The organism is Pseudomonas sp. R37(2017) (assembly GCF_002113375.1).
In the GTDB taxonomy this organism is placed as follows: Bacteria; Pseudomonadota; Gammaproteobacteria; order Pseudomonadales; family Pseudomonadaceae; genus Aquipseudomonas.
Genome location: NZ_NEHO01000006.1, coordinates 17,823 through 43,730, shown reverse-complemented (window position 1 = coordinate 43,730; position 25,908 = coordinate 17,823). Strand labels below are relative to the sequence as shown.

At 54.9% G+C, this 25,908-nt stretch carries 20 protein-coding genes; 8 read left to right on the top strand and 12 right to left on the bottom strand.

The window, feature by feature from the left end:
- Positions 1-235: 235 nt before the first annotated feature.
- Together CAG47_RS28695 and CAG47_RS12180 are read right to left on the bottom strand one after the other, a co-directional pair.
- Positions 236-718, bottom strand: a complete 483-nt coding sequence (locus CAG47_RS28695; RefSeq protein WP_177408976.1) for a hypothetical protein — start codon at positions 716-718, stop codon at positions 236-238.
- A gap of 585 nt (positions 719-1,303) precedes the next feature.
- Complete coding sequence (locus CAG47_RS12180) at positions 1,304-1,813, bottom strand: hypothetical protein (protein ID WP_085725320.1); 510 nt, start codon at positions 1,811-1,813, stop codon at positions 1,304-1,306.
- 410 nt (positions 1,814-2,223) lie between these two features.
- Here CAG47_RS12180 and CAG47_RS12175 point away from each other — a divergent pair, with 410 nt between their 5' ends.
- Complete coding sequence (locus CAG47_RS12175) at positions 2,224-2,703, top strand: hypothetical protein (RefSeq protein WP_085725103.1); 480 nt, start codon at positions 2,224-2,226, stop codon at positions 2,701-2,703.
- A 234-nt stretch (positions 2,704-2,937) separates the two neighbouring features.
- On the opposite strand, the gene CAG47_RS12170 is transcribed toward CAG47_RS12175, so the two are convergent.
- Both CAG47_RS12170 and CAG47_RS12165 read right to left on the bottom strand, forming a co-directional pair.
- Positions 2,938-3,726, bottom strand: coding sequence for an ABC transporter substrate-binding protein (locus tag CAG47_RS12170; RefSeq protein WP_085725102.1), 789 nt, complete (start codon positions 3,724-3,726; stop codon positions 2,938-2,940).
- Positions 3,727-3,785: 59 nt separating this feature from the next.
- A complete protein-coding gene (locus CAG47_RS12165) occupies positions 3,786-4,955 on the bottom strand; it encodes a M20 aminoacylase family protein (protein WP_085725101.1) in 1,170 nt (389 codons plus the stop codon).
- 129 nt (positions 4,956-5,084) lie between these two features.
- Here CAG47_RS12165 and CAG47_RS12160 point away from each other — a divergent pair, with 129 nt between their 5' ends.
- Entirely contained in the window at positions 5,085-6,038 is a 954-nt protein-coding gene (locus tag CAG47_RS12160; protein WP_085725100.1) for a LysR substrate-binding domain-containing protein, read from the top strand.
- Positions 6,039-6,188: 150 nt separating this feature from the next.
- Here the strand turns inward: CAG47_RS12160 and CAG47_RS12155 are convergent, their stop codons facing one another.
- Complete coding sequence (locus CAG47_RS12155) at positions 6,189-6,500, bottom strand: helix-turn-helix domain-containing protein (protein ID WP_256577421.1); 312 nt, start codon at positions 6,498-6,500, stop codon at positions 6,189-6,191.
- Positions 6,501-6,627: 127 nt separating this feature from the next.
- Here CAG47_RS12155 and CAG47_RS12150 point away from each other — a divergent pair, with 127 nt between their 5' ends.
- Entirely contained in the window at positions 6,628-7,197 is a 570-nt protein-coding gene (locus CAG47_RS12150; protein WP_085725098.1) for a carboxymuconolactone decarboxylase family protein, read from the top strand.
- Positions 7,198-7,374: 177 nt separating this feature from the next.
- Here the strand turns inward: CAG47_RS12150 and CAG47_RS28965 are convergent, their stop codons facing one another.
- Both CAG47_RS28965 and CAG47_RS29240 read right to left on the bottom strand, forming a co-directional pair.
- Positions 7,375-12,834: a DUF4347 domain-containing protein gene (locus CAG47_RS28965; protein ID WP_305881838.1), complete on the bottom strand. Its 5,460-nt coding sequence runs from the start codon at positions 12,832-12,834 to the stop codon at positions 7,375-7,377.
- Between the two features lie 598 nt (positions 12,835-13,432).
- Positions 13,433-15,658 (bottom strand): calcium-binding protein, encoded by a 2,226-nt coding sequence (locus CAG47_RS29240; RefSeq protein ID WP_085725096.1) that lies wholly within the window; start codon positions 15,656-15,658, stop codon positions 13,433-13,435.
- A gap of 930 nt (positions 15,659-16,588) precedes the next feature.
- Between CAG47_RS29240 and CAG47_RS12135 the strand changes: the two genes are divergently transcribed.
- From CAG47_RS12135 to CAG47_RS12110, 5 genes are all read left to right on the top strand, one after another.
- Complete coding sequence (locus CAG47_RS12135; protein WP_085725095.1) at positions 16,589-17,029, top strand: DUF2628 domain-containing protein; 441 nt, start codon at positions 16,589-16,591, stop codon at positions 17,027-17,029.
- A 267-nt stretch (positions 17,030-17,296) separates the two neighbouring features.
- Positions 17,297-18,079 carry an SDR family oxidoreductase gene (locus tag CAG47_RS12130; protein ID WP_085725094.1) on the top strand — a complete coding sequence of 261 codons (783 nt, stop codon included), beginning with the start codon at positions 17,297-17,299 and terminating at the stop codon, positions 18,077-18,079.
- Between the two features lie 95 nt (positions 18,080-18,174).
- Positions 18,175-19,173: an AraC family transcriptional regulator gene (locus CAG47_RS12125; RefSeq protein WP_085725093.1), complete on the top strand. Its 999-nt coding sequence runs from the start codon at positions 18,175-18,177 to the stop codon at positions 19,171-19,173.
- Positions 19,174-19,666: 493 nt separating this feature from the next.
- Positions 19,667-20,098, top strand: a complete 432-nt coding sequence (locus CAG47_RS12120) for a hypothetical protein (protein ID WP_085725092.1) — start codon at positions 19,667-19,669, stop codon at positions 20,096-20,098.
- 1,149 nt (positions 20,099-21,247) lie between these two features.
- Positions 21,248-21,466 carry a hypothetical protein gene (locus CAG47_RS12110; RefSeq protein ID WP_085725091.1) on the top strand — a complete coding sequence of 73 codons (219 nt, stop codon included), beginning with the start codon at positions 21,248-21,250 and terminating at the stop codon, positions 21,464-21,466.
- 83 nt (positions 21,467-21,549) lie between these two features.
- Here CAG47_RS12110 and CAG47_RS27870 read toward each other — a convergent pair whose 3' ends face one another.
- The 5 genes from CAG47_RS27870 to CAG47_RS12090 form a co-directional block, all read right to left on the bottom strand.
- The gene (locus CAG47_RS27870; protein WP_143515837.1) at positions 21,550-21,957 is read right to left on the bottom strand and encodes a hypothetical protein; all 408 of its coding nucleotides are present in this window, start codon (positions 21,955-21,957) and stop codon (positions 21,550-21,552) included.
- A 268-nt stretch (positions 21,958-22,225) separates the two neighbouring features.
- Positions 22,226-23,269 carry a DUF3592 domain-containing protein gene (locus CAG47_RS12105; RefSeq protein ID WP_085725090.1) on the bottom strand — a complete coding sequence of 348 codons (1,044 nt, stop codon included), beginning with the start codon at positions 23,267-23,269 and terminating at the stop codon, positions 22,226-22,228.
- Positions 23,270-23,490: 221 nt separating this feature from the next.
- Complete coding sequence (gene ctlX / locus CAG47_RS12100) at positions 23,491-24,429, bottom strand: citrulline utilization hydrolase CtlX (protein WP_085725089.1); 939 nt, start codon at positions 24,427-24,429, stop codon at positions 23,491-23,493.
- A gap of 249 nt (positions 24,430-24,678) precedes the next feature.
- Positions 24,679-25,158, bottom strand: a complete 480-nt coding sequence (locus CAG47_RS12095) for an Lrp/AsnC family transcriptional regulator (RefSeq protein WP_007974731.1) — start codon at positions 25,156-25,158, stop codon at positions 24,679-24,681.
- Between the two features lie 12 nt (positions 25,159-25,170).
- Positions 25,171-25,881, bottom strand: coding sequence for an ABC transporter ATP-binding protein (locus CAG47_RS12090; protein WP_256577406.1), 711 nt, complete (start codon positions 25,879-25,881; stop codon positions 25,171-25,173).
- Positions 25,882-25,908 lie beyond the last annotated feature (27 nt).

Sequence of the window (25,908 nt, the reverse complement as noted above, 5' to 3'; positions counted from 1 at the left end):
TTATAGTGCGTCGGGGGCCCCGGTCAGGTCTTGGCGCTCAGCGGATGAACAGCCTGAATCATGACCGCAGCTACAAGCATTGCGCACAACAAGCCGACCTTGCTTCTGTATCCGGGTCGCGACCACAGTAGATGCGCCACCTGTTGGCTCTATAACCCAAAAAGAATGATCACGACATTCAATTGCAACTGTCAGACAGAAGTCTTGGCCCGCCATCGAGTTATCCATTGACGAGTCAATGGCCGTTTCCGAGCCTCCATCTTTTCCACGTGAGTACTAGATGAGCAAATGCACAGAGCAAGAAAAATACAAATACGTGACGACGAGTTTTGCTGCTTTCCCTAGACTCATAAAACTCTTCACACTCACCTCCCGAAGAACATTGAGCAGAGCAAAGCTTCACGCCGTCGACACTGCAATCCAGCAAACTGCCATTTATGAAAGACAACTCAATCTCTTTACCTTTTGCTTTCCTGAACAATTCAGGTGCCTGCGTTAGTCGAAAATCAAGCTGCTTGTATCGACCTGACTCCGAATCTCTAACTGTGATTACGGACACTTTACCACCGATGAAATGAACTGCCCTGCCACGAATGAACTCAATGTCGGCTCCACGATAGCCATAGGAATCGACAAAAATGAGCAGAATCAACGCGAACGCTCCAAGGGCGCCGAAGGTTAACCTGAGCTGCTCAATTTCCCCTTTCGGCCATTGCATTTCAATTCCTCATAATGTGGCGGCTATTGCGCTAGCCAACAAAACTGCGCGCATGGCTTGGGCGATGCTGCGCAACGGCACTGATTACCAACCGGATCGGACAGCAGCCTGACCCATTTATCCAAGGAGAAGCACCTCTACACCACGATTGCGAAGCAACCCGAACAATAGCAAACTGGTCGAACCGGCGTCGGAAAAACCCTCTAATGACCAGGTGCGTAAAGCACGTAAAAGCAATTGGGAGCCGACGCGCTAATAGCCCATCATGGCCCTGCATCAAATCGATGCTGAAAACAGAGGCCGAATATACGTGTGCAGTCGGCACGGGCGCCAAAGCGAAGGGGGCTTGCAACGAGTTGGAGTCCATATACAGTCATACGACACTACACTGGCCGCGCTACCAACCCCACCTCGAAAAGGGCTGTAGCTCAACGCAACTGACGCTCCTGATACCGATTTTGCAGTTAAATTTTCATATTTAATTACGATGTCTATATCTCCATCAGCACTAGCAGATGCAGCTGATCGGCTGACGCCCCCTGTAATATGTTTCGCTACCGCTTCAGCCAATAGCCTAACCGACTTTTAGTAGTGCCGTTTTCTTTTTATTAGATAAGCCACAAAGCATATAACAACCAATACAAGCATCGTGCAGACCATTTTTCCTAAAGCGGAAACGTCGGCACGATATATGTTCATCCTGCACTCGTACTCACTAACACAACTCGAGACACAGAATTCAACCCCATCAATCCTGCATGAAACAACTAGCCGACCATAATGCTGCAAAACAATGTTTCGCCCAACACTTGAAGTAAATCCACTCTGAATTTTTGTAGCACCCGGGATAACATTAAACTTCATCAATTTTTCATCGCTGTGCTTTTTCACAACAAATACGATCCCTCTCTGTGAACTTGCAGCGATTGCCAAAAACTCACCTTCCGTGCTTAACAACTCTGCTCCGACACTACCAGGCTTATCGACAACAGCATAAATATAGAACCCCAAAAAGAAACAAAAAAATAAAAAGCAGAAAACAGTCGCACCCAACAAATTTTTTGATTCAAATAAATACCCCTTAAACTTAAACATGCCAGTGCAATCCTCCAAAAAATCATCATTCGCCATCCATGTGTTCACCTCTCAGCTCTGCCCCTGATCAAGAGGTACTGCTGCGAGCGTAGACTGGGATTTTATGGGTGAGCTATAAAACTCTTAGGTCAAAATGCTATATAACCAAGTGCCGCCCCCATAGGTGAATTGCAACTACATGCAACAGACCGCTTTGGGTCGCTTTCAGCCCAACGCAACAGGCGACAATCGGCCAGAAGCAGTCCGTCGTGGCGCCTGAAAAACTGGCGTGATTCGAGTTTCCTCAACCAGGGTATTCAAAGTCTCGCCGTGCTCAAGCCACCTGCCACAGCAGTGGCCACTAAATGGCACAACCACCGGGATGAAACTACGCTGATGAAACACTTATTCCCCTGCTGTGGAACCGGATAATGAAAAGGATTTCTGCTGCCACTATCGTGCTCACAGCGCTCGTCGCGTATTCAAATGCAGTGCCTGCTGAAACACCCTCTCATAAGGATGCTCGCACATTCGTTGCCCAGGCACAGATAGGCAGTAACCTCTCTACCCTTGCACTTTTGGCAGCGAAAAGAACGAACACCTACGCGATGATCGCGACAAAGCTGGGAAGTGCAGATGCTAACAGTGCCGTGTCCGGTGAAATCAATGCATTGCTGCCGCAGTATCAGCCCAGGTGGGATGAAAACCTTGCAGCAGCCTATGAGAAGTCATTCTCTCAAGAAGAGTTGTCATCACTCGTATCTGAAGGCCGCGCATCAAAATACGCGGGAAAAGTGAAAGAACAGCAATCCGAAATTGGTAGAGACATGCAGTCGAGTTCCGAGCCAATTCTGATTGCGCTTGTCACCGAGGCGCTTAAGGCAACCCTGTCCAAATACATCCCAAAATAGACTGTAAACAGGGCGTCCGGCATCGCGGCCTCGAACGAATACACCCACAAGACACAGGAGTCGTACACCAAAGTGGCAGAAGAGCGCATCGTCGCTTACTGCAGCCTGAACGGTTCGCTGATGACAGAGACACAGTACACGGCCGTGGACCCTCGCCGGCTCGATGGTGAACAGGGATCCACCGATATTCTGCGTCGGCCGAGCGAGCGCCCTGTTCAAGCTAACGACGACGCGTTACTTGGCGCCGTAGACATCAAAATCGAAGTACTTGTTGTTGATCCGCGCGTAAGTACCGTTGGCAAGAATGGTTGCCAAGGCTTTGTTCAAGTCTTCGCGCAATGCGACATCGTCCTTGCGCAGACCAAGTCCATCACCGACGCCGAAGAAGCCCGGATCATCCAGTGTGTCACCGGCAAACTCATAGTCCTCGCCCGCAGCTGTTTTCAAGAAGCCATAACTGGCTTGAATGGAGCCCTGCAAGGAGGCATCAAGTCGCCCGACTACCAGGTCGGCGTACACCTGATCCTGATTTTGATAAGAAAGAACGTCCACGCCTTTGGAACCCCAAACCGCTTTGGCATAGGCCTCCTGGGTCGAGCCCTGCTCCACACCTATGCGCTTGCCCTTGAGCGATTCGAGGTTCGGCTGTAATCCAGATCCACGTTTGGCCACTAGCCGTGCCGGTGCATTGGACACCTTGTCGGTAAACGCAATCATCTCCTGCCGTTTGGGCGTGATGGTCATCGAAGACGCCACCGCATCGAACTTTCGCGCCAGTAGTCCCGGGATCATCCCGTCCCAACTGCTTTCCACCCATACGCATCGGGCTTTCAGTTCGGCGCACAACGCCTCGGCGATGTCGACCCCGAAGCCGGTCAGCGTGCCATCCTGGTTCTTGTTTTCCAGCGGTGGATACGTCGGGTCCACCCCCAGCTTTAACACTTTGCCAGACCAGTCGGCCGCACCCGCCAGGTTCGAGGCAGTCAGGAACATCAGGGAAACGGCTGCAATCATCTTGTTCATTTTTATTCCTCTTCAGGGCGCAGATTTTTTACCGGCACAACGGGCGAAAATGCACCGTCTCAACATAGAAAACGTTCGACCAACTTGACCCAATAGCTCGCCCCCACCGGCAGGCAGCCGTCGTTAAAGTCATAGCCGGGGTTGTGCAACAGGCAGCCACCTTCTCCCTCGCCATTCCCGATCACCAGATAGCTGCCGGGGCATTTTTCCAGGACAAAAGCAAAGTCCTCACTGGCCGTGAATGGCCGCAAGCCATCGATCAGGTGCTCCTCTCCCAACCAGTCGCGGGCGACTTCATGAGCAAATGCTGTCTGTTCGGGATCGTTGATCAACACTGGATGGCAATGCTGGTAATCGATGTCGACCCGGGCGCCAAAACTCTCGGCCTGGCCCTTGACCAATTCAGTGATTCTGACCTCCAGCAAGTGGCGAATCTCGGGGGTCAGGGCGCGTACGCTCAAGCTCAGGTCAGCGCTGGACGGGATGACATTCGAGGCGCTCCCGGCCTGCAGGGAGCCCACCGTGATGATCGCCATCTCCTGGGGATTAACGTTGCGCGAGACGATGCTTTGCAGGGCCATCACGATCGAGGCACCGACCACCACCGGGTCGACGGCTTTGTGCGGCACCGCGCCATGGCCACCATTGCCGATGATTTTGATGTTCACCGTGTCGGCAGACGCCATGAACGGCCCGCTGTAAAAACCCAAATGCCCGACGGGATAACCCGGCACGTTATGCATGGCGAAGATCGCGTCGCACGGAAACCGTTCGAGCAGCCCGTCCTCCAGCATTTTCCTGGCACCGCCCAGCCCTTCTTCCGCCGGTTGGAAAATCAGGTGCACGGTGCCGTTGAATGCCCGCGTCCGGGCCAGATACTGACCGGCTGCCAGCAGGATCGTTGTATGACCGTCGTGACCGCACGCATGCATGACACCGTCGATCCGGCTGACGTAAGGCAGATCCGAGATTTCCTGTATCGGTAGCGCATCCATGTCAGCCCGCAAGCCAATGGACCGGCCCTCGCCATTTTTCAGGGTGGCAACGACCCCGGTCCTGCCCACCCCGGTACTGACCTCAAAGCCCCACTGAGTCAGACACGCTGCCACCAACTCACTGGTGGCGAATTCTTCAAAACCCAGCTCAGGGTGTGCGTGAATGCTGTGACGTATCGCGATCATTTCATCTTGCATTGCAGCAATACCAGGCAGAACCAGGCCGGCATTCATGGGTGTTCTCCTTCGACAGGGTTGCAGCAGCGAATGCGCTGTTGTGGTCGATCTTAGGGAACGAACGCTGGGCTGGGGAGCCGCAGTTTGGTTATGATGACAACCATTGGTTGTCAGTATGGTGAGCAGATGAAACTGCATCAATTACAGGCGCTGATTGCCAGCGCCGAAACCGGCAGTATCCGCGCAGCCGCTCGTTCGCTGGAGATTTCCCAGGCCGCAGTGACCAAAGCGCTGCGCGAATTGGAAACCAGCCAGCAACTACCGCTGTTTACCCGAAATGCCAGCGGCTTGAACTTCACCGAGTACGGCAAAGTGCTGCTGACTCACGCCCGGCTGGTGATCAAGCAACTGGAGCAAGCACAGGCCGAGCTTGATCACCTGCGTGGCAAGGCTCAAGGCCGGCTCTGCGTCGGGATCACCCCATGGATCGCCCTGACCTTCCTGCCCGAAGTCGTGCTGGCTTTTCGCGAACGCATGCCACAAATCAAGCTGGAACTGTTCGAAAGCCTGATGGCTGTTGCCCAACCGCTATTGCGTGACGGCAGCATGGACTTCGCGATTGGCCAACTCCATCCCGCACAATCGACCCAGGAATTCGCCAGCGAAGCCTTGCTCGATTACCAGACCTCGGTGTTGGTCCGCGAGGGTCACGCCCGACAGCACGCGCGATCGATCCACGAGCTACTGGAAGAAAACTGGACCCTGAACTACGCGCCGGACGGGCACGATGGGCTGATGCAGGAACTGTTCTGGAAACACGGCGCGCAGATTGATGAGAATCGAATAGTGCGTGCTCATTCACTGGCCATTTTGCAGATGATGGTCGAGCGGGCCGACATGTGTACCTGGGGGCCGTCCATCGTGAGCACAGCCCCACCCTTTCTGGGGCGAGTGGTATCCCTGGGGCTGACCGAGCAGTTCGAGCCCCGACAACTGAGCATCGTGACGCGCCGCAATGGCGCACTGAGCAATCCGGCGGTCTGCTTCACCGAATGCCTGTTGCAGGTCATTCGGCGCCATGCGCGATCGGCCAAAAAGGAAGACCGCGCGCTGTTCGAAACCTTACGGCTGCGGCAGTAAGGTGCCCCTACGGTTTCATGTCTGATACGTCAGAACGTCTTTGGATCGAATCTGGCCGTAGGTACCGGCGACAAGCGTTCTCTTCTGGTTGATTTCTGCTCGTGGCGAGAGGCGGCTCCCAGTCTAATGCAGACGTTCGCCAATGGCTCCTTACAACTCAGAGGCGGTATGCCGCCGAGAATCAACCTTATCCTTACTTAATGAATCAGCCCATGTATCGGCGAATCTGTACAGAGGCAAGAACGAGTCCGAAAGCTCCCTACCCAATGGGGTGAGCCCGTAACCGCCATCGTCTGACTTGATGAAACCTGCCCCCCGGAGCTCATTGACTCTACTTTGCAGGACAGTGGGCGAGATATCGCCACACACACTTCGTAGTGCACGGGAACTGAGAGAACCGTTTTGAAGCTCCCAAAGGATCCTCAACGTCCATTTCTGTCCGAGCACATCCAACAGCGCCATGATTGGGCGACGCTCATTCAGCATTTGCAAAACCAAGCTTTGATCATCATTCATATATATGGGCCTTGCTTGCTACGGATAGTGTAGCAAATACTCTTGCTACATATTTGATAGCGGAGGATACGTCATGGCTCGAATCAAAGCACTCGACAAACCATACACGGAAGAACTTCAGGCGACGTTTGACAGAATAATGGGAGAAGGTGTCCCGCCACTGTTGCTGTTCACGACCATCGCCAGCAGCGAAAGGGCGTGGCGCAAGTTCAGGGGTGGTTCACTGCTGGATGGAAACCTGCTGACGCTTCGTCAGCGGGAGTTGATCATCAATAGGGTCTGCGCACTTACCAAATGCGAATATGAGTGGGGGGTGCACGTTATGGCTTTCGCAGAGGGGGCCGGACTGACGAGAGCTGATATCGCTCACACCTTGGACTATCCGCTCCGGGCAGAGCACTGGAAGGAGGAAGAGGCGGTGCTGCTGGCTACGATTGATGCCCTGCACGATCGCGCTACCTTGACTGAAGCGGAATTTCAGGCTGTCCGACAATACCTTGATGACGATCAAATCCTTGAAGTTCTGATGCTGGCGGGCTTCTATCGAACGGTATCGTATATCGCCAATAGCCTGGCCCTTACCCCTGAGCCGAACGCCCGGAGATTCCATCATTTCCGGCGCGTAACGGCGCAATCGTCTTAGGCTGACGACGCGCTTCTAGCCGCGAGCTGCCCTCCGCGAAGGGCAGCTATGGGTTGAGCAGACGTTCCCGCCTATATGTCTTGTGTTAGAGAGGCCTCTATTAAACCGAGGCCAATTAATAGGTAATAGGCATCCAATCGGTAATGTTAGTTCTGTGCCGTAACTCGTTCTAGCCGGTCAGGCAATCAGATCGGTATTGTTAACCGTGCTCACTCCCAGCAACTGAATTTCGAATTCGGCGGCCGAGTCGGCGTCGGTGCTGCCGTATAGCACGCCGCTGGCGAACCGTAGTTGCCCTGCTGCGTTACTGCCAAACGCGCTCGAACCAATAAAGATGAAGGCCTCATTGGTCGCAGTAGCGGTGTTGGCGTCCAAGGTCGACAGATCGATCTTGTCGCCCTCGCTGGTCTTGAAATCGCCCAGCACGTCGCGCAACGCTCCCAGGCCCATTTCGCTCAAGGCATTGAAGTCGAAGAGATCGGCCCCGCTGCCGCCGTTCAAGCGGTCGACGCCGGTGCCACCGAGCAGTAGGTCGTTGCCAGCGCCGCCATTGAGCGTGTCGTTGCCGGCGCCGCCGCTGAGGGTATTGGCGGTGGTGCTACCTGTGAGCACGTCGTTGAAGTTGCCGCCGGTGAGATTCTCGATGTTCAGCAGAGTATCGGAGCCCGAGCCGCCAGTGACTTGCGCGTTCGTGCTCGCCAGGCTGGCGGTCACGGCGCTGCCTGAATAAGCGTAGGACACGGCATCAATACCGGCGGCCCCATCCAGAATGTTGTTGCCGGCCCCGGCATAGATCAGGTTGTTGATGCTGTTGCCGGTGCCGTTAGCGGTGCCGGTAGCCAGAAGGCGCAAGTTCTCGACGTTGCTGCCGAGGGTGTAGGCGGTGAGGTAACTATAGACAGTATCTTCGCCACCGGTACCAACCAAGGTATTGGTTTCGTTGACGCTATCGCCAACGTTATCGACGAAGTAGATATCCGAGCCATCACCGCCGCTCAACCTATCGGCGCCTGTGCCGCCATTGAGCACATTAGCCAGTTGATTGCCGATCAGGGTGTCGTTGTAGTTGCTACCCGTGAGATTTTCGAAATTCAACAGAGTGTCGAAGCCTGAGCCACCAGTAGCTTGTGCAGCATTAGAGGTCAGGCTTGCGCCAATGGCGCTACCCGCATAGGCGTAGGACGCTGTATCGATGCCGGTATTGCCGTCCAGGATGTTGTTGCCTGTTCCGGCATAGATCACGTTATTGAGACTGTTGCCGGTAGCGTTGGCGGTGCCGGTTGCCAGTAGGCGCAGATTTTCGAGATTGGCGCCCAGGGTCCAAGTCACCGAGGACTGCACCGTATCGATTTCGCTGACCAGCGTACTGGTTTCGCTAATGACATCGAGGGCATTGTCGACCACATAGTTGTCGTTACCGAGGCCTCCGACCAATGTGTCTGCACCGGCGCCACCATTCAGGGTGTTCGCCGTCGCGTTGCCGGTGAGGGTGTTGTTCAACGCATTGCCGGTGCCATTGATAGTGGCGGCACCGGTCAGTATCAGCTTCTCGAGGTTGGCACCAAGGGTCCAGGTTGCCGAGGACTGCACCGTATCGATTTCGCTGACCAGCGCACTGGTTTCGCTCACGACATCGAGGGCATTGTCGACCACATAGGTGTCGTTGCCGAGGCCTCCGGCCAATGTGTCTGCGCCGGCGCCACCATTCAGGGTGTTCGCCATCGCGTTGCCGGTGAGGGTGTTGTTCAACGCATTGCCGGTGCCATTGATGGTAGCGGCACCGATCAGTACCAGCTTCTCGAGGTTGGCACCGAGGGTCCAGGTTGCCGAGGACTGTACCGTATCAATTTCGCTGAGCAGCGCACTGGTTTCGCTCACGACATCGAGGGCATTGTCGACCACATAGGTGTCGTTGCCGAGGCCTCCGGCCAATGTGTCTGCGCCGGCGCCACCATTCAGGGTGTTCGCCATCGCGTTGCCGGTGAGGGTGTTGTTCAACGCATTGCCGGTGCCATTGATGGTGGCGGCGCCGGTCAGTACCAGCTTCTCGAGGTTGGCACCGAGGGTCCAGGTTGCCGAGGACTGTACCGTATCAATTTCGCTGAGCAGCGCACTGGTTTCGCTCACGACATCGAGGGCATTGTCGACCACATAGGTGTCGTTGCCGAGGCCTCCGGCCAATGTGTCTGCGCCGGCGCCACCATTCAGGGTGTTCGCCATCGCGTTGCCGGTGAGGGTGTTGTTCAACGCATTGCCGGTGCCATTGATGGTGGCGGCGCCGGTCAGTACCAGCTTCTCGAGGTTGGCACCGAGGGTCCAGGTTGCCGAGGACTGCACCGTATCAATTTCGCTGATCAGCGCACTGGTTTCGCTCACGACATCGAGGGCATTGTCGACCACATAGGTGTCGTTGCCGAGGCCTCCGGCCAATGTGTCTGCACCGGCGCCACCATTGAGGGTGTTCGCTATCGCGTTGCCGGTGAGGGTGTTGTTCAACGCATTGCCGGTGCCTACAACCGCTCCACTTCCCAGGATGAGGTTTTCGACGTCGCTTGCCAGAACGTAGTCGATAGTGGCGACAACCTTATCCGCTCCTTCGTTGGCAACCTCGTTCACCTGGTCACCCAGGTTGTCGACGTAGTAGGTGTCGTTACCGGTACCGCCGGTCATTGAGTCATCGCCCCAGTTACCATCAAGGACATCATTGCCAGCGCGACCGTTGAGGGTGTCAACGCCGAGGCCGCCTTCGAGGATGTCTGCATCTGCCGTGCCTTCAATGTTCAAGGGCTTGAAATTATGGGCATTGATGGCGGTAGCCATGACGTTTTTCAGAGTAATAGCGGTATGCCAGGTGTAGGTCGTGCCAGCCGCACCGTCTTCGTCGTACTGCAACAAGGTGTCAGCACCGCTTTGCAGCAAGCGCAGGTAACCCTGCTCGGCCCTCATCGGGTTGCCACCTTCGTAACCCCGGCCATCGGCCGCGCTGTAGTCCAGTAGCTTGGAGACGTCGAGGCGGTCGCCACCTGCACCCGCAATGAAGTCAGTAACGCTGTAATTGGCGGTATACCCACCGGCAAGGAAGGCATAGGTATCGACGCCCGCACCTCCCGTTGCGGTCAGGGTACGATTGCCACCGCTGTACATGAACGTCTGGATCAGGTCATCACCGGCACCACCATCGATCAGCACCGTTTCGGTCGTGCCGCTGGAGCTCCATACAGTAAAACAGTCATTGCCATCGCCGCCCCGCAGGGTATCGCTGCCTTCGCCACTATTACTGCTCAGAAAGTCGTCACCGGCACCGCCGTCCAGACTGTCGTTGCCGGTATTGCCATCCAGGTAATCGATGCCGGCGCCACCCAGAATGGTGTCATTGCCCGAGCCGCCTTGAATCCGATCTCCGCCCCACTGATCCAGCTCATCGCCACCAACGATATAGTCTGCACCCCCGCTGCCGTTGATCTGGTCAGAACCGGCGCCACCCAGAATTGTGTCGGCGAACTGACTGCCCTGCAGCGTGTCATTGTTGACCGTGCCAGTCAGTTGCAGCCCCGGTACTTCGGAACCATCAGGCGAAATGGCGCCAACAAAATTGGCGGCCGTAAGAGTGCTGGCGAGCACGTTTTTCAGGGTAACAGCGGTGTGCCAGGTGTAGGTCGTGCCGGCGGTACCGTCTTCGTCGTACTGCAACAAGGTGTCAGCACCGCTTTGCAGCAAGCGCAGGTAGCCTTGCTCGGCCCTCATCGGGTTGCCATCTTCGTAACCCCGGCCATCGGCCGCGCTGTAGCTCAGTAGCGTGGAGACGTCGAAGCGGTCGCCACCTGCACCCGCAATGAAGTCAGTAATGCTGTAATTGGCGGTATACCCACCGGAAAGGAAGGCATAGGTATCGACGCCCGCGCCCCCCGTTACGGTCAGGTTACGATTGCCACCGCTGTACATGAACGTCTGGATCAGATCATCACCGGCACCACCATCGATCAGCACCGTTTCGGCCGTGCCGCTGGAACTCCATACAGTAAAATGGTCATTGCCATCACCGCCCCGCAGGGTATCGCTGCCTTCGCCACTGATACTGTACAGAAAGTCGTCACCGGCACCGCCGTCCAGACTGTCGTTGCCGGTATTACCATCCAGGTAATCGATGCCGGCGCCACCCAGAATGGTGTCATTGCCCGGGCCGCCTTGAATCCGATCCCCGCCCCACGGATCCAGCTCATCGCCACCAACGATATAGTCTGCACCACCGCTGCCGCTGATCTGGTCAGAGCCCGCACCGCCCTGGATGGTGTCGGCGAAGTGACTGCCCAGCAGCGTGTCATCGTTGACCGTGCCAGTCAGTTGCAGCCCCGGTACATCGGAACCATCAGGCGCAATGGCGCCAATAAAGTTGGCGGCCGTAAGAGTGCTGGCGAGCACGTTTTTCAGAGTAACAGCAGTGTGCCAGGTGTAGGTCGTGCCGGCGGTACCGTCTTCGTCGTACTGCAACAAGGTGTCAGCACCGCTTTGCAGCAAGCGCAGGTAGCCCTGCTCGGCCCGCATCGGGTTGCCACCTTCGTAACCCCGGCCATTGGCGGCGCTGTAGTCCAGTAGCGTGGAGACGTCGAAGCGGTCGCCACCTGCACCCGCAATGAAGTCAGTAATGCTGTAATTGGCGGTATACCCACCGGAAAGGAAGGCATAGGTATCGACGCCCGCACCTCCCGTTGCGGTCAGGGTACGATTGCCACCGCTGTACATGAACGTCTGGATCAGATCATCACCGGCACCACCATCGATCAGTACCGTTTCGGCCGTGCCGCTGGAACTCCATACAGTAAAACGGTCATTGCCATCACCGCCCCGCAGGGTATCGCTGCCTTCGCCACTGATACTGTACAGAAAGTCGTCACCGGCACCGCCGTCCAGACTGTCGTTGCCGGTATTACCATCCAGGTAATCGATGCCGGCGCCACCCAGAATGGTGTCATTGCCCGGGCCGCCTTGAATCCGATCCCCGCCCCACGGATCCAGCTCATCGCCACCAACGATATAGTCTGCACCACCGCTGCCGCTGATCTGGTCAGAACCCGCGCCGCCCAGGATGGTGTCGTTATCGACTGTCCCTTCAAGGGTATCGTTACCGTCCGTGCCATTGAGAACCGCCAAGGTAGTGGCATAAACAGCCACATCAATCGGTGTCGCATCAACTTGCCCGGTGTGGACCTCAAGCACCGCATCACCACCCAGAACTTGCGCCCCGCTGGCATCATCCGATGCTGCAACATCCGCTCCGGTGATTAGCGCCAGGCGCTCGATGAAGGCTTGCCCTTGCTCGCCCTGCGCCACATTGCAGCCGTAGAGCAGGATGTCTCCTGCCGCGGCAAGTGATTGCCCAATGGACTGCAACTGACTCTGATAAGCGCTGAGACTGCTCGAATCCAGCACTGTCGAGCCGAGGTAAAGCGCCCCCACACTGCCGTGCGAAATGATCTGGATCGAACTCAGACCGCTATAACTCGCGAGCACTGCCTGCATCTGCGAAAGGCCATCTTCATTCGCATCGAGCCGCACCCATTCCGCATCGCTGCCAAGCTGCGCAATCAGCGCTTCGTAATTCACCACACGGCTATCAATAAAGAAAAGATTCTTGGTCATACTTGCATCCCTGCCGTATTGAGTGCCGACGAACCCATGGACTCGACGAACAAGCATTTCGATGATTATTTGGGGAGAGCGCCTCCTCGATGGAGGTCAGTTCAGCGCTTGGTACGGTTACCGCATTCCAGCTTGAAGTTGCAATACTCGGCAAACTATAGACTGTTGATCAAAAAAAAATACAGCCTGACAGCACACTTACGGCCGTTTTCTGTCTTTCGCCACCGTCAGCCATAGGTCGCTTTCTGCCTCTCGCGACAGACAGAAAGCTGCCGATTCTGTTGCAAAATTCGGTCTATCCAAACTGCCTGATCATTGACTGGTGAAAACGCTTTTTTTGCACGCGGCTACGTGAAATCCGAGTCCGGAAGTCTCTACTAAAAGTAGAGACTTCAATCTCGGGCGCGTACTTTTCTGATGTGCAAACCATGGTCGACTTTTTCAACAGAATCGGACAAAGGCGGTCTTTCGCCAGGATGCCCCCAAGAGCTTTCCATACCGCAATAGGATCGCAGAATGCTTAATGCCCATTCTCCGAGCAACATTTCTGCGATCCATGACGGCGACAAAGCGGAGAGGAGTACCCCCCCTCTCCCTATCAGAGGATGAAGTCCGAAGCTGCCAGAGTGGTAATCCCGGTGAGCTGAATGGCGAACTCTGCGGTATTGTCCGCATCCGTGTTGCCGTAGAGCACGCCATTCGCAACCTTCAATTGCCCGGCAGCAGTAAAGGCGGTCGTGCTACCGATGATCGCTTGAAAGGCGTCATTGCCGCTCGTGGCGGTGTTGGCATCCAGCGTCGACAAGTCAATCTTGTCGCTACCCCGCGCGAAGTCGCTGATGACATCCCAGGTGGAGCTGATCGTCCCCATTTCCAACAACGAGTTGAAGTCGAAAATGTCGCTGCCAGCGCCGCCTATGAGGGTGTCCTTGCCTAGTCCGCCCGTTAACACGTTGGCTGCCGTATCGCCTTTCAGAGTATCGGCGTAGCTGGATCCGGTGAGATTTTCGATGTAGAGAAGGCGATCGACACCTGCACCGAGTGTATTCTGGGAAGCAGTCGTAATGTTCAGGTCGACCTTGACCGCAGAAGCTGCCCCCTCATAGGTAGCCGTGTCCACGCCGCCGCCCCCATTTATGGTGTCATTGCCAGCCGCACCACGCAGGGTGTCATTACCAAGTCCACCACTGAGCGTATCGTCACCGCTGCCTCCATCGAGGCTGTTGTTATAGGCATTGCCCACCAGGCGATCGTTCGCGTAACCACCAATAACGTTTTCGATATTGAGAATTCGATCATCCTCGTAAAGGGATGCCAGGACACGCTGCTCGCCCGTGAGGTTGAGATTGACGTTGAGCGCCAATCCATCTGCTGCGTAGGACAGGGTATCGATGCCCTCACCGCCGTCCAGGAAGTCGTCGCCAAGACTGCTGATCAGCAAGTCATTACCGGTGCCGCCCGATAACACGTCTGCTCCCAGGCCGCCATTCAGCGTATCGTTGCCGACGCCGCCCTTGAGGATGTCATTGTTGTCGCCACCATCGAGCTTGTCGTCGCCGATGCCGCCCTCCAGTGTGTCCTCACCATTGCCACCGAACAAACTATCGTTACCGCTGCCACCCACCAGCAGGTCGTAACCATCGCCCCCCTCCAGGGTGTCAGCGCCGCCTTCGCCGAACAGGCGGTCGCTGGACGAGGAGCCAACAAGGCGGTTGTTGCCAAGGCCACCGAACAAATCGCTTTTGCCTGTGGCGAACTGATTAAAGTTGGCCGTGCTTGTATTGAGGAGCAGGTTGGTCGTTGTCAGGTCGGCGATCGATACTCCCGTGAGCGCCAGCTCAGCCGAGTAGCCGCCGTTCCAATTTGTGATGACATCGCCACCTTGGTTGTCCACCGCCTCAACCAGGCGCTTGAGGCTTTCGATATCACTGATCCCGAGCGCGCGGACATCGAGCTTGTCCTGCTCCGCGAGACTGAAATCGATGACTCGGGTCGAGTCGTAGTAATTGCTCCCCCGCTGAGCGATGAATACGTCGCTACCAGCCCCGCCGATGAGCTGATCGCTCCCGGTGCCACCGTTCAGGATATCGTTGCCACTACCGCCTTCGAGCACATCTCTATCGGCGCCACCGTTCAGGGTATCGTTGCCGGTACCACCGACCAAAAGGTCGTTCCCATCCATGCCGAAGAGGGTGTCATTGCCGCTTTCGCCAAAAAGGCGGTCGCTGGAATAGGAACCAGTAAGCTTGTCATTACCCAACCCGCCGAACAGATCGCTCCTTGAGGTTGCGGTCAGAATATCGTCTTTGACGGTCGTATTGAGAAGCACATTGGACGCGTCCAACTCCCCGATCCCGGTGGCCCAAAGATTGTTCAGCGTGGTCGTCGAATAATAACCGTTAGTATTGATTGTTAATAAAAGCTTGTCATAGTAATTGACTTCAAACAGACGATTAAGCGTCTCGATGTCGGAGATGCCGACCTGACGAAGATCCAGCCGATCTGCGGATACGTCAAAATCCGTGATGGTTTGCCCTATATAATCGGCTCCACGATTTATGACGAAAGTATCTGCCCCTGCGCCACCTGTAAGGACGTTATTACTGCTGGTGCCCGCGTCCAGGATATCGTTGCCGTTGCCGCCATACAGGTCGTCCGCCCCACTGCCACCATAGATTGTATCGTTACCATCATCGCCATAAATGGTATCGCCACCATTATCGCCATAAATCACTTCGGCGATGTTGCGGCCATAAATTATATCGTAGCCGGTGGTTCCATAGATGGTGGACCCGGTTACCGTCTTTCCATTAACTGTTGCCATTTAGACTCTCCTGTCTTTACTGCTAAAAAGCGGCTTCCGCCACAGGCTAAACTCCAAGCAGTAACTCGAGGCGCAACCCATCCTCGTACATGCCCATGTCAAACTCTTGTTTGGTTTAAAAATCGGTGCGCATACAATTCTCGCCCCTGCTCCACTTGCGTGATTACAATCCAAAGCCGACATTGGTGACTAACCAAGTTTTATCAATAGTCGACTATTAACTATTAAATGTATCTACGAAACCAAGGGGATTCATCACACCCGTTCACTGATGGCTGATTGGAGACATAAGTCGACCCGACGTCCACATTGGTTTTGAAAAAATACCCCGTACGTTGGTGTCGTAGGTTTTTTTGGCACCACTCCACTACGCCTGACCACCTGACCTCATTGTTCAGAATGAATCAGCAGCAATTTTTTCGGCTGTCACTCCTCATGCGGTCCCTATGCCGAGATAGTGTCAAAACGATATCATTGAGAGTATGGACTCTGTCAAGTGGACCCCATATGTAAAGCAAGCTTCCATAGGTAAGCCTTGCTGCTGTCTAGCGATGGACAGACAGTTGCCGGTCAGCTTTTTCGGTGATGGACTGGATCAACTGAAGCTAAACACCTTAAAAAAAGGCTAACAGCAATACTCCATCTTCCGTGTACCAATTCTGTACCACCACCCACCTCAATCTGGCTTTTCGCAATGACTAACTACGCGTCATCAGGCAGATAACGGCCAATAGCAGACCTCGGGCGCGCTGCTAGACTCCACAATGAGGCCAGAGACAATGCCGCCATTCCTACTCGCCTCATTTCGTGTTTCTGGCGCGACACTCGAGCAAAACAGGGAGTTACGCATGAGCAAGGAACGTGATGCGACAGAAACGACAGAAAATACTACGCCACTTCTGCCGTCTACTTATACAACAAGGAAGCCTCATGGAATCTCATAATCCCTACTCCCCACCCGCCGCAGTGGTTCTCGAACTCAACGAACAACCAACTGACGAAATGATAGAAAACCTACCGATTTCTGCAGTTTGGAAAGAGCGCTTCAAGGCAATCGCTCACGCAGGCGGGCCAAAGCTACCCAACCTCAAAAATCTTCCGAAGCCGGAGCGAAGAAAAGCCTACTCTTTTAACATATTGGCGTATCTCTTCGGCCCAATATATTACCTATCCAAAGGAATGTGGAAGAAATCAATCACATACTTAATCTTGTCAGTTGCCATTGTTATAGCCCTAAGCGTTCTTCTAGATGCGCTCGGACACTCCGAATTGTCCAATGCCCTTAAATATGGAGTAAGTGCATTTTATGCACTCCGCGCAAACATAGACTTTTATAAAAAAACCGTCCTACATAGCAACGGATGGTGGTAACAGCTAACAATGCGCTCAACCACCGATTACTTCGGTTGAAACTGGGCGCATATTCATTTCGTCTACTCTAATCGGCCAGTAGCGGATGCTGGTCAGTGCAACAGTTTCTGCGTAACGAACACCAACGACAGTCCACACCTGACATCCCTTTCTGCCCGGATATTGGCATGATCGGAATTAGAGATGGCGTCATGCGCTAGTTCCCGCTTGCCGACCAGTCTTTAACATCTCCTTACCCATTCGTTTGACCGTAAACCAGGAGATGTTATGAAAGCCCAGACTGCATTGATCACCGGAGCCTCGAGCGGCATCGGACTGGAACTGGCGCGCATCCATGCAAGCAAACGTGGCGATGTCGTCCTGGTGGCGCGTTCGCGCGACAAGCTTGAATCCATAAAAAGAGATCTCCAGGCGCAGTTCGGCGTGAACGCTTACGTAATCGCGGAGGATCTGGCCGATCCAGGCGCAGAGGATCGCATCTTTTCCGCCACTGAATCCCTGGGATTGTGCATCGATGTTCTGATCAACAACGCCGGCTTCGGCGGACACGGCAAGTTTGTTGATCGCGAACTCAGCACTGATCAGGCCATGATGCAGGTGAATATGGCGACGCTTACCGCGCTAACCCATCATTATCTGAAGGGAATGGTTTCTCGTCGGCGCGGGCGCATTCTTAATGTCTCGTCGACCGCATCGTTCATGCCGGGCCCACTGCAGGCGGTGTATTACGCAACGAAGGCTTACGTCACCTCCTTCACCCAGGCTATTGCCGAGGAAGTAAAGGAGTACGGCGTAACTGCAACTGTGTTATGTCCGGGTGCGGTAGCGACCGGGTTCGTCGCAGCGGGTGATTTGCAGGGTGTCGATGTCTGGAAGAATGCCAAGACGGCGGAGTCCGTAGCGCTGTGCGGTTACAAGGCGATGGAGCGAGGTAAGCTGGTTGCCTTTAACGAATGCAAGTTGCGGGTCATGCTCGACTGGATCGTTCCTTTGCTGCCTCGCAGTACAGTGCTCAAGGTATCGCGCCAGGCAATGGAAAAGACATCCTGAGAAAGGCTTGGGTATCGCCTGTTCAAACCGTTGCGATGACTTGCCGCGTTATCTTCCGAGTACCAGCAACCTGAATCCCAGGAGACGTCTCGACCATGAAACAAGCCAGGCATTTTGCTGTACACCCAGGTTGGAAAGTGATCATTTCCGATTTGGGGGTAACAGCCGGGGACTTGCTGGCCCTGGCTGAGTTACCCGCCGACTTGTTCAGCCGCAAGGATGCGACGTTATCGCCGCCCGAGTATTTTCGGCTGTTCCTGAGCCTTGAACAGCTGGTCGGCGAATCGCACCTGCCTCTGCGACTTGGTGGCGCTATTTCGGTTGAAGCCTTTGATCCGTCTCTTTTTGCCTGCCTGTGCAGCCCGGACCTCAATGTCGCCCTCACTCGGCTTGCCGAGTACAAGCGCCTTTGCGGCCCTTTGGCGCTGGAAGTCTTTGTCCGCGAAACGCATACGGAGGTTTTCATCGAATGCTACGGTTACGACACCCCATTGCCGCGTAGCCTCTGCGCCATGGAGCTGGTTTTCCTTACCCGCCTGGCGCGCCTTGCCACACGGCGGGAAATTATCCCGTTAGAGATAGAGTTGGCGGCGCTACCGAACCAGACAGGGCCGTGCGAAGAGTTCCTCGGTTGTCGCCTGCAACAAGGCAGCCGCAACCGGATTCGTTTCTTGGCAGAAGATGCTTCTCGTCCATTTCTGACCGAGAACGTCTCCATGTGGAAGTTCTTTGAGCCGGAGTTGCAGATGAGACTTTCGATGCTAGAGTCCGGGGCCAGCACCCGCGAGCGGGTGAAAAGTGCACTGCTCGACATGCTGCCGAGCGGTCGGAGCAACATTCAAGACGTCTCCGACCGTCTGGCGATGAGCAAACGCTCACTGCAACGCCACCTGGCAGATGAGGCCCTGAGCTTCCAGGACGTGCTCAACGACACTCGAGAGGATCTGGCCCGCTATTACCTATCCCGCTCGACCATCTCTCCAGGAGAAATTTCCTTCTTGATTGGGTTCCAGGATGCCAACTCATTTCTGCGCGCGTTTAAGGCCTGGACGGGCATGACGCCAGGCGAATACCGAAGCCAGTACTACCAATGAAATCAGGAAGGCGGGACGGACTATCTATAATGGGCCGATTTCAGCCAGTCGCGACAGGCTGAAATCGGCCAAGAGCGTTCGGTGGACAGACTAGTCGCAAATAAGTAGCTTCGACCTTCTGCGCTGAATCTTTACCGCAGATGAGCTTGGTGTCATCCAGTTCTTCCAGGCCAGATAATGGCTTCCAGGACGACAAGAAACGTTATAGGACACTACCGTTATGTTTGAACACGACAGTGATGTTGCCTGACAGGAATCAGGAGTTGCATGTGTATTACCAAACGAGTGATTTTCTCCGCTCTGGCGAACAAGTTCTGCTCAGCATCATTTCGCATGCGGCCTATCGCAACTAAATCTTACGCACCACAGGGTATCACTATAATTTCTGGTAACTATGCATGGAGAGTCTAGTTCTGTAACACCTTCAAAGGACCTCGTAAGCTGCGAATTTCCAATTAACCTGAAATGAGAAGCGTATACACAGAGGACAGCCATGAAACGACTCGCGTGGATACTTTGCCTTTTTCCGTTGGCAGGTGCCGTAAATGCAGATGTACTCGATATCAAGATTGACCGGAAAGCAAGCTTGCAAGCAGGTGGTTCTCAGGTCGTGGTGTCCGGAACCGTAACTTGCGATGTTTCCTCTGACTCCATTTTCAACAACGTGACGCTCTTCCCTGCGGTTGTGCAGTTCACTCAAGGCAAGAAGATCTTCAATATCTCCGCGCCGACGCAGTTCGATACCTTCCCGTGTTCCGATCCAACGACGCCGTCGCCCTACGTCCTCTTGGTGAGAAGCTCAGGGCTGCCGTTCAAGCCCGGACAGGCGACTGTCTCGATCACCGTGCTCCAGGTGCAATGCAACGAGATTGCATGCCATTTCTCGAATCGGAACCTTAACCAAGAGGTTGTCCTTAATCCGTAGGACAGTCGCAGTAGAAGCTTCCCCCTGCGACTGTTTGTTTCTACAGTCGCAGGCGCAGTTCGAGCCCAGTTGAGGATTGATGCAGTCAACGAACGAAGGCCGGTATCTTACGTAGCTCACGACGGGCAGCAGTCGGCCAGACGCAATCGGCGGGCAGTGGCGAATAGATGGTGTCCAGCTACCCTCCTTCAGGTAGTCGGGCTTGTCGTCACCCCTGTCGGGTTACCCCCCCTGATTGATCTCGCGCTTACCGCAACAAGAAACGCGACATGGCATGCCACCTAATCAGAGAGTGTCAGACATCATCATGAAAGTTCGATGCCCTGATTGTGGATATATCACAGACTGCCTTCCACCAACCCATAGGTGCCCTAATTGCGACAGTTTTTCCCACAAATGGCTGATCTATGACTGGGAAAGCTTTGCTTCAAATAAGCGTCGAATCATTAAATGCAACCTTTTAATCATAGGCATAACCCTAATTAATACACTTGTGGCGATCACCTCTGAATCAACAGACGTGCGTCATTGGTTGTTCAGCTTGTTATTTATTCCGGCAATGATAAGTTTATTTAATTGTCGAAGGCAGCTTGGAAGAAAATCTGAGTATGAAGGGCATAAAGACAGGGGGCCCTGGTTTATCGGTGGTTCCAGTCTCTAAAGCGGCTAAAAACTCGTAGATGAACGCTCCCCCACAAGTGATGAGTAATGCTTTTTCAGCGCTTTCGTCAGTGCGATTGCATTCGTATATCTGACCGGTGCTGAGCTAGCTCGTCCTGGTCACACTGTGGTTCGCACAATGAGAACCAGTCGTTCATGGACTATGGCTGATAGCTGCCAGCAGTGACCGACCGTAAAGGGTCGCTTTCAGTCCACCCCGACAGGCGACAATCGGCTGAACGGAGTCATTCAGAGGTGTCTAGAAAATCCAGGGCGATTCAGTTTTCCCATATCCGTTGGGTCCATCCAGTAGCATTAGATCGCTACCATTGAAGTTGAACGGCCACAAGCGGACGTGCGGTCTTCGAAGCTCCACAACTGCTTGACGACTGTGGACCGCGCTCGTTATCCAACCGATGAAAGCAATGTGATATCATGCGCTGACCCCTGGAGGGGTAATTTTTTGACATCCCACAAGGAATACAATCTGTGAAAGACTTCGTCATCAGCGTCAATAACCTCGTCCTCTACGTATCCCTGGCCGTGATCTGGCTTATCGCTTTTACCGCCATTTTCACCAGCGGATTTTTGCCAGCCTTGGGGATTTTCGTGGTCGGCACCCTGATTTGGTGCATCGTTTCCGGCTTCTGGTTTGTCCAGTCAGCTACCTACGAAGAACTGCGCAAGCTCAACGCAAACAAAAGCTGAAACGCCAGCAAAAAGGGACCGACTTATATTTTTCGCTTGCCTCGGTAAATAAGTCCGTCCCCTTTACCACTTGCCTGTAGGCCTTAAAATAACTTGGTGATTTCATTCAAGATCCGATCCTGGGTTTGAGTACTTGGCCTATGGCGATAAGCAACTGCAAGAAAAGCAACGCCTTCGTAGTCGCAGCGAATCGAAAAAGTCATACCTTCACGATACCCAAAGACTGATCTATCTCCTCCTTCAACAAAATATCTCGCTTTTGCAAGAGCCGCTCTGGCGTGCTCCAGGCAGCCAGTTTGGCTGAGTGAGTGTTGTAGCCAACTGGTAGTGACTCGCACGGACGAAGTCTCGCTGTCATCGATAGGTGGTCGAGCGATTTCTTGAGTAGATGCAGTAATGTTCTCGTCGCTGGTGCAAGCGGTCAGCCCCATTAAGATAACACCAAGTAAAAAACCAAAACGCCCCCTCGAATACTTAAGTGGATTTCGCATGATGGGGCTTACCTGTGACGATCTGCAATGAATGAAGTGGCTATCACTAACGTAATAGCGGATTTCTGATTTTTTGCTCTATATGTTCGGTAATTACGACGAGAGGCAGCAGGATAGACCGTCTACTCATGGGACACGATTTTGGGGTCGAACGTCCGTGGCCGATAGCTACCTGCCGCAACCGGCTGAAATCGACCCGAAGCAGTCTTCGCCAACGATTGAACACAGCCCTGGACAGCCGTTCGGGCAGGTCCGGCGGCATGGTGGGTCAGCCCGTAAATAAGTACTTGCCGTTGATTTTCCGGGGATTGACGAAGACGAAGTCTGGAAAGATTTTTCTTCGGACGTACCAAACAAAAGCCAGGATAACGATACTTATTGCTAATGCGATAATGGTCGTTGTCGGACTCGATGCAAACCCCTGAAGCGACCTTGGGAGTTGGGGAAGCGTAAGGATTATGTAGGCGTTGTAGGCGCCGACGCGATGGTTGTAGAAACCCCATACCAAAAACAAGGGAATCAAAGTCATTGAAACACCCACAACCCATTTGGCCGTTGGCCCCATCCTCGCGCCGATATCCATTCCCCAAAAGAATGCCATCAAAGCCTGGGCGAGCATTATCGTGATGAGAATATTGACCTTGCGATCGTGTTCGTAACAACGAATTGGATCTGCATACGAGGCTATAAAGTAGGCGAGATGACTGTCTTTTACGCCACGCCCGGAGAGTTGTGAAAAAACTTCCGACTTGGCAGTGCCGGCTGCGAGTAGCTCGCGAGCTTTTTCCTGAACTTCTTTCTTGCTGAAAGTTGAATGTGAAATGCTTTCTCTTCGCTTAAGCTTGACAGACTTCTTAGCAGGAAACACCAGGACAGCTATGGCTCCGATAAAGGCTAGCGTGCCCAGGAAAACGCCTAAGAAAAATCCCCCACCTAGTGAGTAAGTACTTGGCCTCACTCTATCCCGCTTTGCAGGGTCGACACGAATTTCGATCACTTTTCCCTCCCGGAGTGTTGCAACTGATCTTTCGACAGACTCCAGGCTGCTCCTACAGGGCCGCTTCGATAATTCGAGCGGATAAGTGTATTGCTGTCCGTTCAACTCGAAGGTCACGTTCACCAGAGGGCAATAGGTCATACCCTTACTGCCCATCTCCTCAGAAAAGGAGACAGTGGCGACAGTGGCATTCAACTTCTGCCAAGTCTTCGACTCGGCCGCCTCGTTGTACGAGGTAAGTGACACGAGAAGGCAGAGCAAGCCAAACAAAAATAAAACAACGAACAGGGCCGTCCTTAGCAAGAAACTCTTCATAGTGCTCCTTGGCCAACGTGAAATGGAGGTCAGTTGGGAAATGACACCTTGGCGGCAAGTCCTCCCCTGCGCTCGCTGTAATGATGCACTGAGGTTAGTCCGTAGATACTCAAATGCAATGCAACTTCCCGCGTTTGCGCGCCTGGCCGGATTCTGCCTGCCTGAAGCTGTCTTTCGTGAAAGACAGCCAACGGCTTAAGCGGGGATTACCGGGCGGACGATCATCCCACGTGTTCCAGAGTGGACGGATGCCTGGGCAGGAACACCTCGGCCAGCATGCAGCGTGCACTGCCGCCACCGATACGCTCGATGGTGTCGATGTTCACCGGCAGCGGCGTGGTGCGGGCTTCGATCAAGCGACGCTGATCGGCGTCCAGCGATTGCCAGGCGGTGCGCGACATTACCAGCAGCGGCTCGCCTGCCGCGTTGTGCACTTCCAGCATGTTGCCGGCGAAGGACTCCAACTGCGCCCAGTTCAAATCGATGAGCTGTTTGCCGCTGGTTTCAAGGCGTTCACGCAGCGCCGCACGTTCGTCCGGCCGGGCCACGGACGCCAGGCAAGCCACCGCCAGGCGGGTGCCGACACTCATCATCACATTGGTGTGATAAATCGCCACGCCCTGGCGGTCCACCGCGTTGAACGCGCACAGTTCATAGCCCAGATGGGCGACCAAGCGATCCAGGGCCTGGGCGTGGGTACGCGTGGAATACCCGGCGTAGCAAATCCGCTGCTGCCGATCCAGCACCATGCTGCCGGTGCCCTCCAGGAAAATCTCTTGCTCTTCGAGGCTGGAAAGGTCCAGCACCTGCTCCACCCGGTACTGCCCCAGCAACCCGTCGAGCACGCCCTTGTCGCGCTCCAGACGCCGGTTGTGGCCTTGCATCGGATAAAGGACCAGGGTGCCGTCCGGGTGGCTGCTCCACCAGTTGTTGGGGAAGATCGAGTCCGGGGTGTGCGGTGCTTCGCGGTCGTTATGCACCAAAACTTCGACGCCGTGCCGACGCAATGCGTCGACGTAGCCATCGAACTCGGCAAGGGCCTTGAGTTGTACATCTTCGGCGACGCTTGCCGGACGCTGGAAACGGTTGTTCGCCGCCGTGTCCTGATTGAAGGAGAAACGTGTTGGGCGAATCATTAAAACCGTATTGGTGGTTTGCATGGGCACAGACTCGATGAGGGTTCAGAGAGGCTCATTGTCTGTTTCGAGGGGGGAAAAACCCGGTTGATAACGGCTTTGGCGCTGATGGAAACGGCTGAAGATTCCTGGTTGCCCAGCCGATTCGGTGTACGACATAAATCAAATGTGGGAGCGGGCTTGCTCCGGGCGGCGTTCCGACGAAGACGATGTGTCAGTCGACATTGATGTTGGATGACACTTCGCCTTCGCGAGCAGGCTCGCTCCCACAGCCTATTCCATGGTGGTCTTGACCATCGCCAGCTCCGGGTGGCTGACCAGTTTGTCGATGTGCAGATCCGGGTCGTCGAACCAGACTTCGGTCAACACCCGGTAATGCTCCATGTCACGGCAGCGCATACGCAGGCTGTAGTCGAACGCGCCGCTGATCAGGCGGCACTCCAGTACCTGCGGACAGGCGCGGACCTTGGCCTCGAAGGCTTTTTGCGCCGCGCGCCCGCTCTGGTTCGACAACGCCACCAGCACCAGCAACGACAGGCCCGGCGTCAGTTTCTTCTCGTCAAGAATCGCACCATAGCCGCGAATGACCCCGAGCTGTTCCAGCTTGCGCACCCGTTCCAGACAAGGTCTGGGGGTCAGGTGTACGCGCTCGGACAGCTTTTGATAGGTGATGCGCCCTTCGTGGCGCAACACTTCAATGATTGCCTGATCGATACGATCAAGCACGATCGACAGATCGCGGATATCGGCCATGTACGCCTTGCCTCACTTCAAACGACCCGATAGAAATTGCTGCAAACGTTCACTGTTTGGTCGGTCGAGTATCGTAGCATCACCCTGTTCCTCGACACGGCCCTGATGCAAGAACAACACCTGGCTCGAGACCTGCCGGGCAAAGCCCATTTCGTGGGTCACCATCAACATGGTCCTGCCCTCTTCGGCCAGCGCCTGAATCACCTTCAGCACTTCACCCACCAGCTCGGGATCGAGCGCCGAGGTGGGCTCGTCGAACAGCAGGATTTCCGGTTCCACCGCCAGGGCACGGGCGATCGCCACCCGTTGCTGCTGCCCGCCCGACAGGAACGCCGGGTACTGATCGGCCACCCGTTGCGGCAGGCCGACCTTGTCCAGATACGCCCGTGCACGCTCTTCGGCGGCCTTGCGGCCCATGCCCAGGACGCGACACGGCGCCAGGACGATGTTCTCCAGCACGGTCAGGTGGCTCCACAGGTTGAAGTGCTGGAACACCATCGCCAGACGTGTGCGCAAGCGCTGTAACTGCTGCGGATTGGCCACACGCATGCCTCCGACGCCCTGACGGGTGAGGACTCGCTCGCCGTCCAGGGCAATGGCCCCTTCGTCGGCCCGCTCCAGAAAGTTGATGCAGCGCAGCATGGTGCTTTTGCCCGAGCCGCTGGCGCCGATCATGCTTACCACGTCCCCTGCCCTTGCATTCAACGAGACGCCCTTGAGCACTTCGTTGTCGCCAAAACGCTAATACAG

Excerpts from the sequence above, each read along its gene's own strand:
- CAG47_RS28695 (WP_177408976.1), bottom strand. The coding sequence starts at position 718 with ATGCAATGGCCGAAAGGGGAAATTGAGCAGCTCAGGTTAACCTTCGGC.
- CAG47_RS12180 (WP_085725320.1), bottom strand. The coding sequence starts at position 1,813 with ATGTTTAAGTTTAAGGGGTATTTATTTGAATCAAAAAATTTGTTGGGT.
- CAG47_RS12175 (WP_085725103.1), top strand. The coding sequence starts at position 2,224 with ATGAAAAGGATTTCTGCTGCCACTATCGTGCTCACAGCGCTCGTCGCG.
- CAG47_RS12170 (WP_085725102.1), bottom strand. The coding sequence starts at position 3,726 with ATGAACAAGATGATTGCAGCCGTTTCCCTGATGTTCCTGACTGCCTCG.
- CAG47_RS12165 (WP_085725101.1), bottom strand. The coding sequence starts at position 4,955 with ATGAATGCCGGCCTGGTTCTGCCTGGTATTGCTGCAATGCAAGATGAA.
- CAG47_RS12160 (WP_085725100.1), top strand. The coding sequence starts at position 5,085 with ATGAAACTGCATCAATTACAGGCGCTGATTGCCAGCGCCGAAACCGGC.
- CAG47_RS12155 (WP_256577421.1), bottom strand. The coding sequence starts at position 6,500 with ATGGCGCTGTTGGATGTGCTCGGACAGAAATGGACGTTGAGGATCCTT.
- CAG47_RS12150 (WP_085725098.1), top strand. The coding sequence starts at position 6,628 with ATGGCTCGAATCAAAGCACTCGACAAACCATACACGGAAGAACTTCAG.
- CAG47_RS28965 (WP_305881838.1), bottom strand. The coding sequence starts at position 12,834 with ATGACCAAGAATCTTTTCTTTATTGATAGCCGTGTGGTGAATTACGAA.
- CAG47_RS29240 (WP_085725096.1), bottom strand. The coding sequence starts at position 15,658 with ATGGCAACAGTTAATGGAAAGACGGTAACCGGGTCCACCATCTATGGA.
- CAG47_RS12135 (WP_085725095.1), top strand. The coding sequence starts at position 16,589 with ATGGAATCTCATAATCCCTACTCCCCACCCGCCGCAGTGGTTCTCGAA.
- CAG47_RS12130 (WP_085725094.1), top strand. The coding sequence starts at position 17,297 with ATGAAAGCCCAGACTGCATTGATCACCGGAGCCTCGAGCGGCATCGGA.
- CAG47_RS12125 (WP_085725093.1), top strand. The coding sequence starts at position 18,175 with ATGAAACAAGCCAGGCATTTTGCTGTACACCCAGGTTGGAAAGTGATC.
- CAG47_RS12120 (WP_085725092.1), top strand. The coding sequence starts at position 19,667 with ATGAAACGACTCGCGTGGATACTTTGCCTTTTTCCGTTGGCAGGTGCC.
- CAG47_RS27870 (WP_143515837.1), bottom strand. The coding sequence starts at position 21,957 with ATGCGAAATCCACTTAAGTATTCGAGGGGGCGTTTTGGTTTTTTACTT.
- CAG47_RS12105 (WP_085725090.1), bottom strand. The coding sequence starts at position 23,269 with ATGAAGAGTTTCTTGCTAAGGACGGCCCTGTTCGTTGTTTTATTTTTG.
- ctlX (WP_085725089.1), bottom strand. The coding sequence starts at position 24,429 with ATGCAAACCACCAATACGGTTTTAATGATTCGCCCAACACGTTTCTCC.
- CAG47_RS12095 (WP_007974731.1), bottom strand. The coding sequence starts at position 25,158 with ATGGCCGATATCCGCGATCTGTCGATCGTGCTTGATCGTATCGATCAG.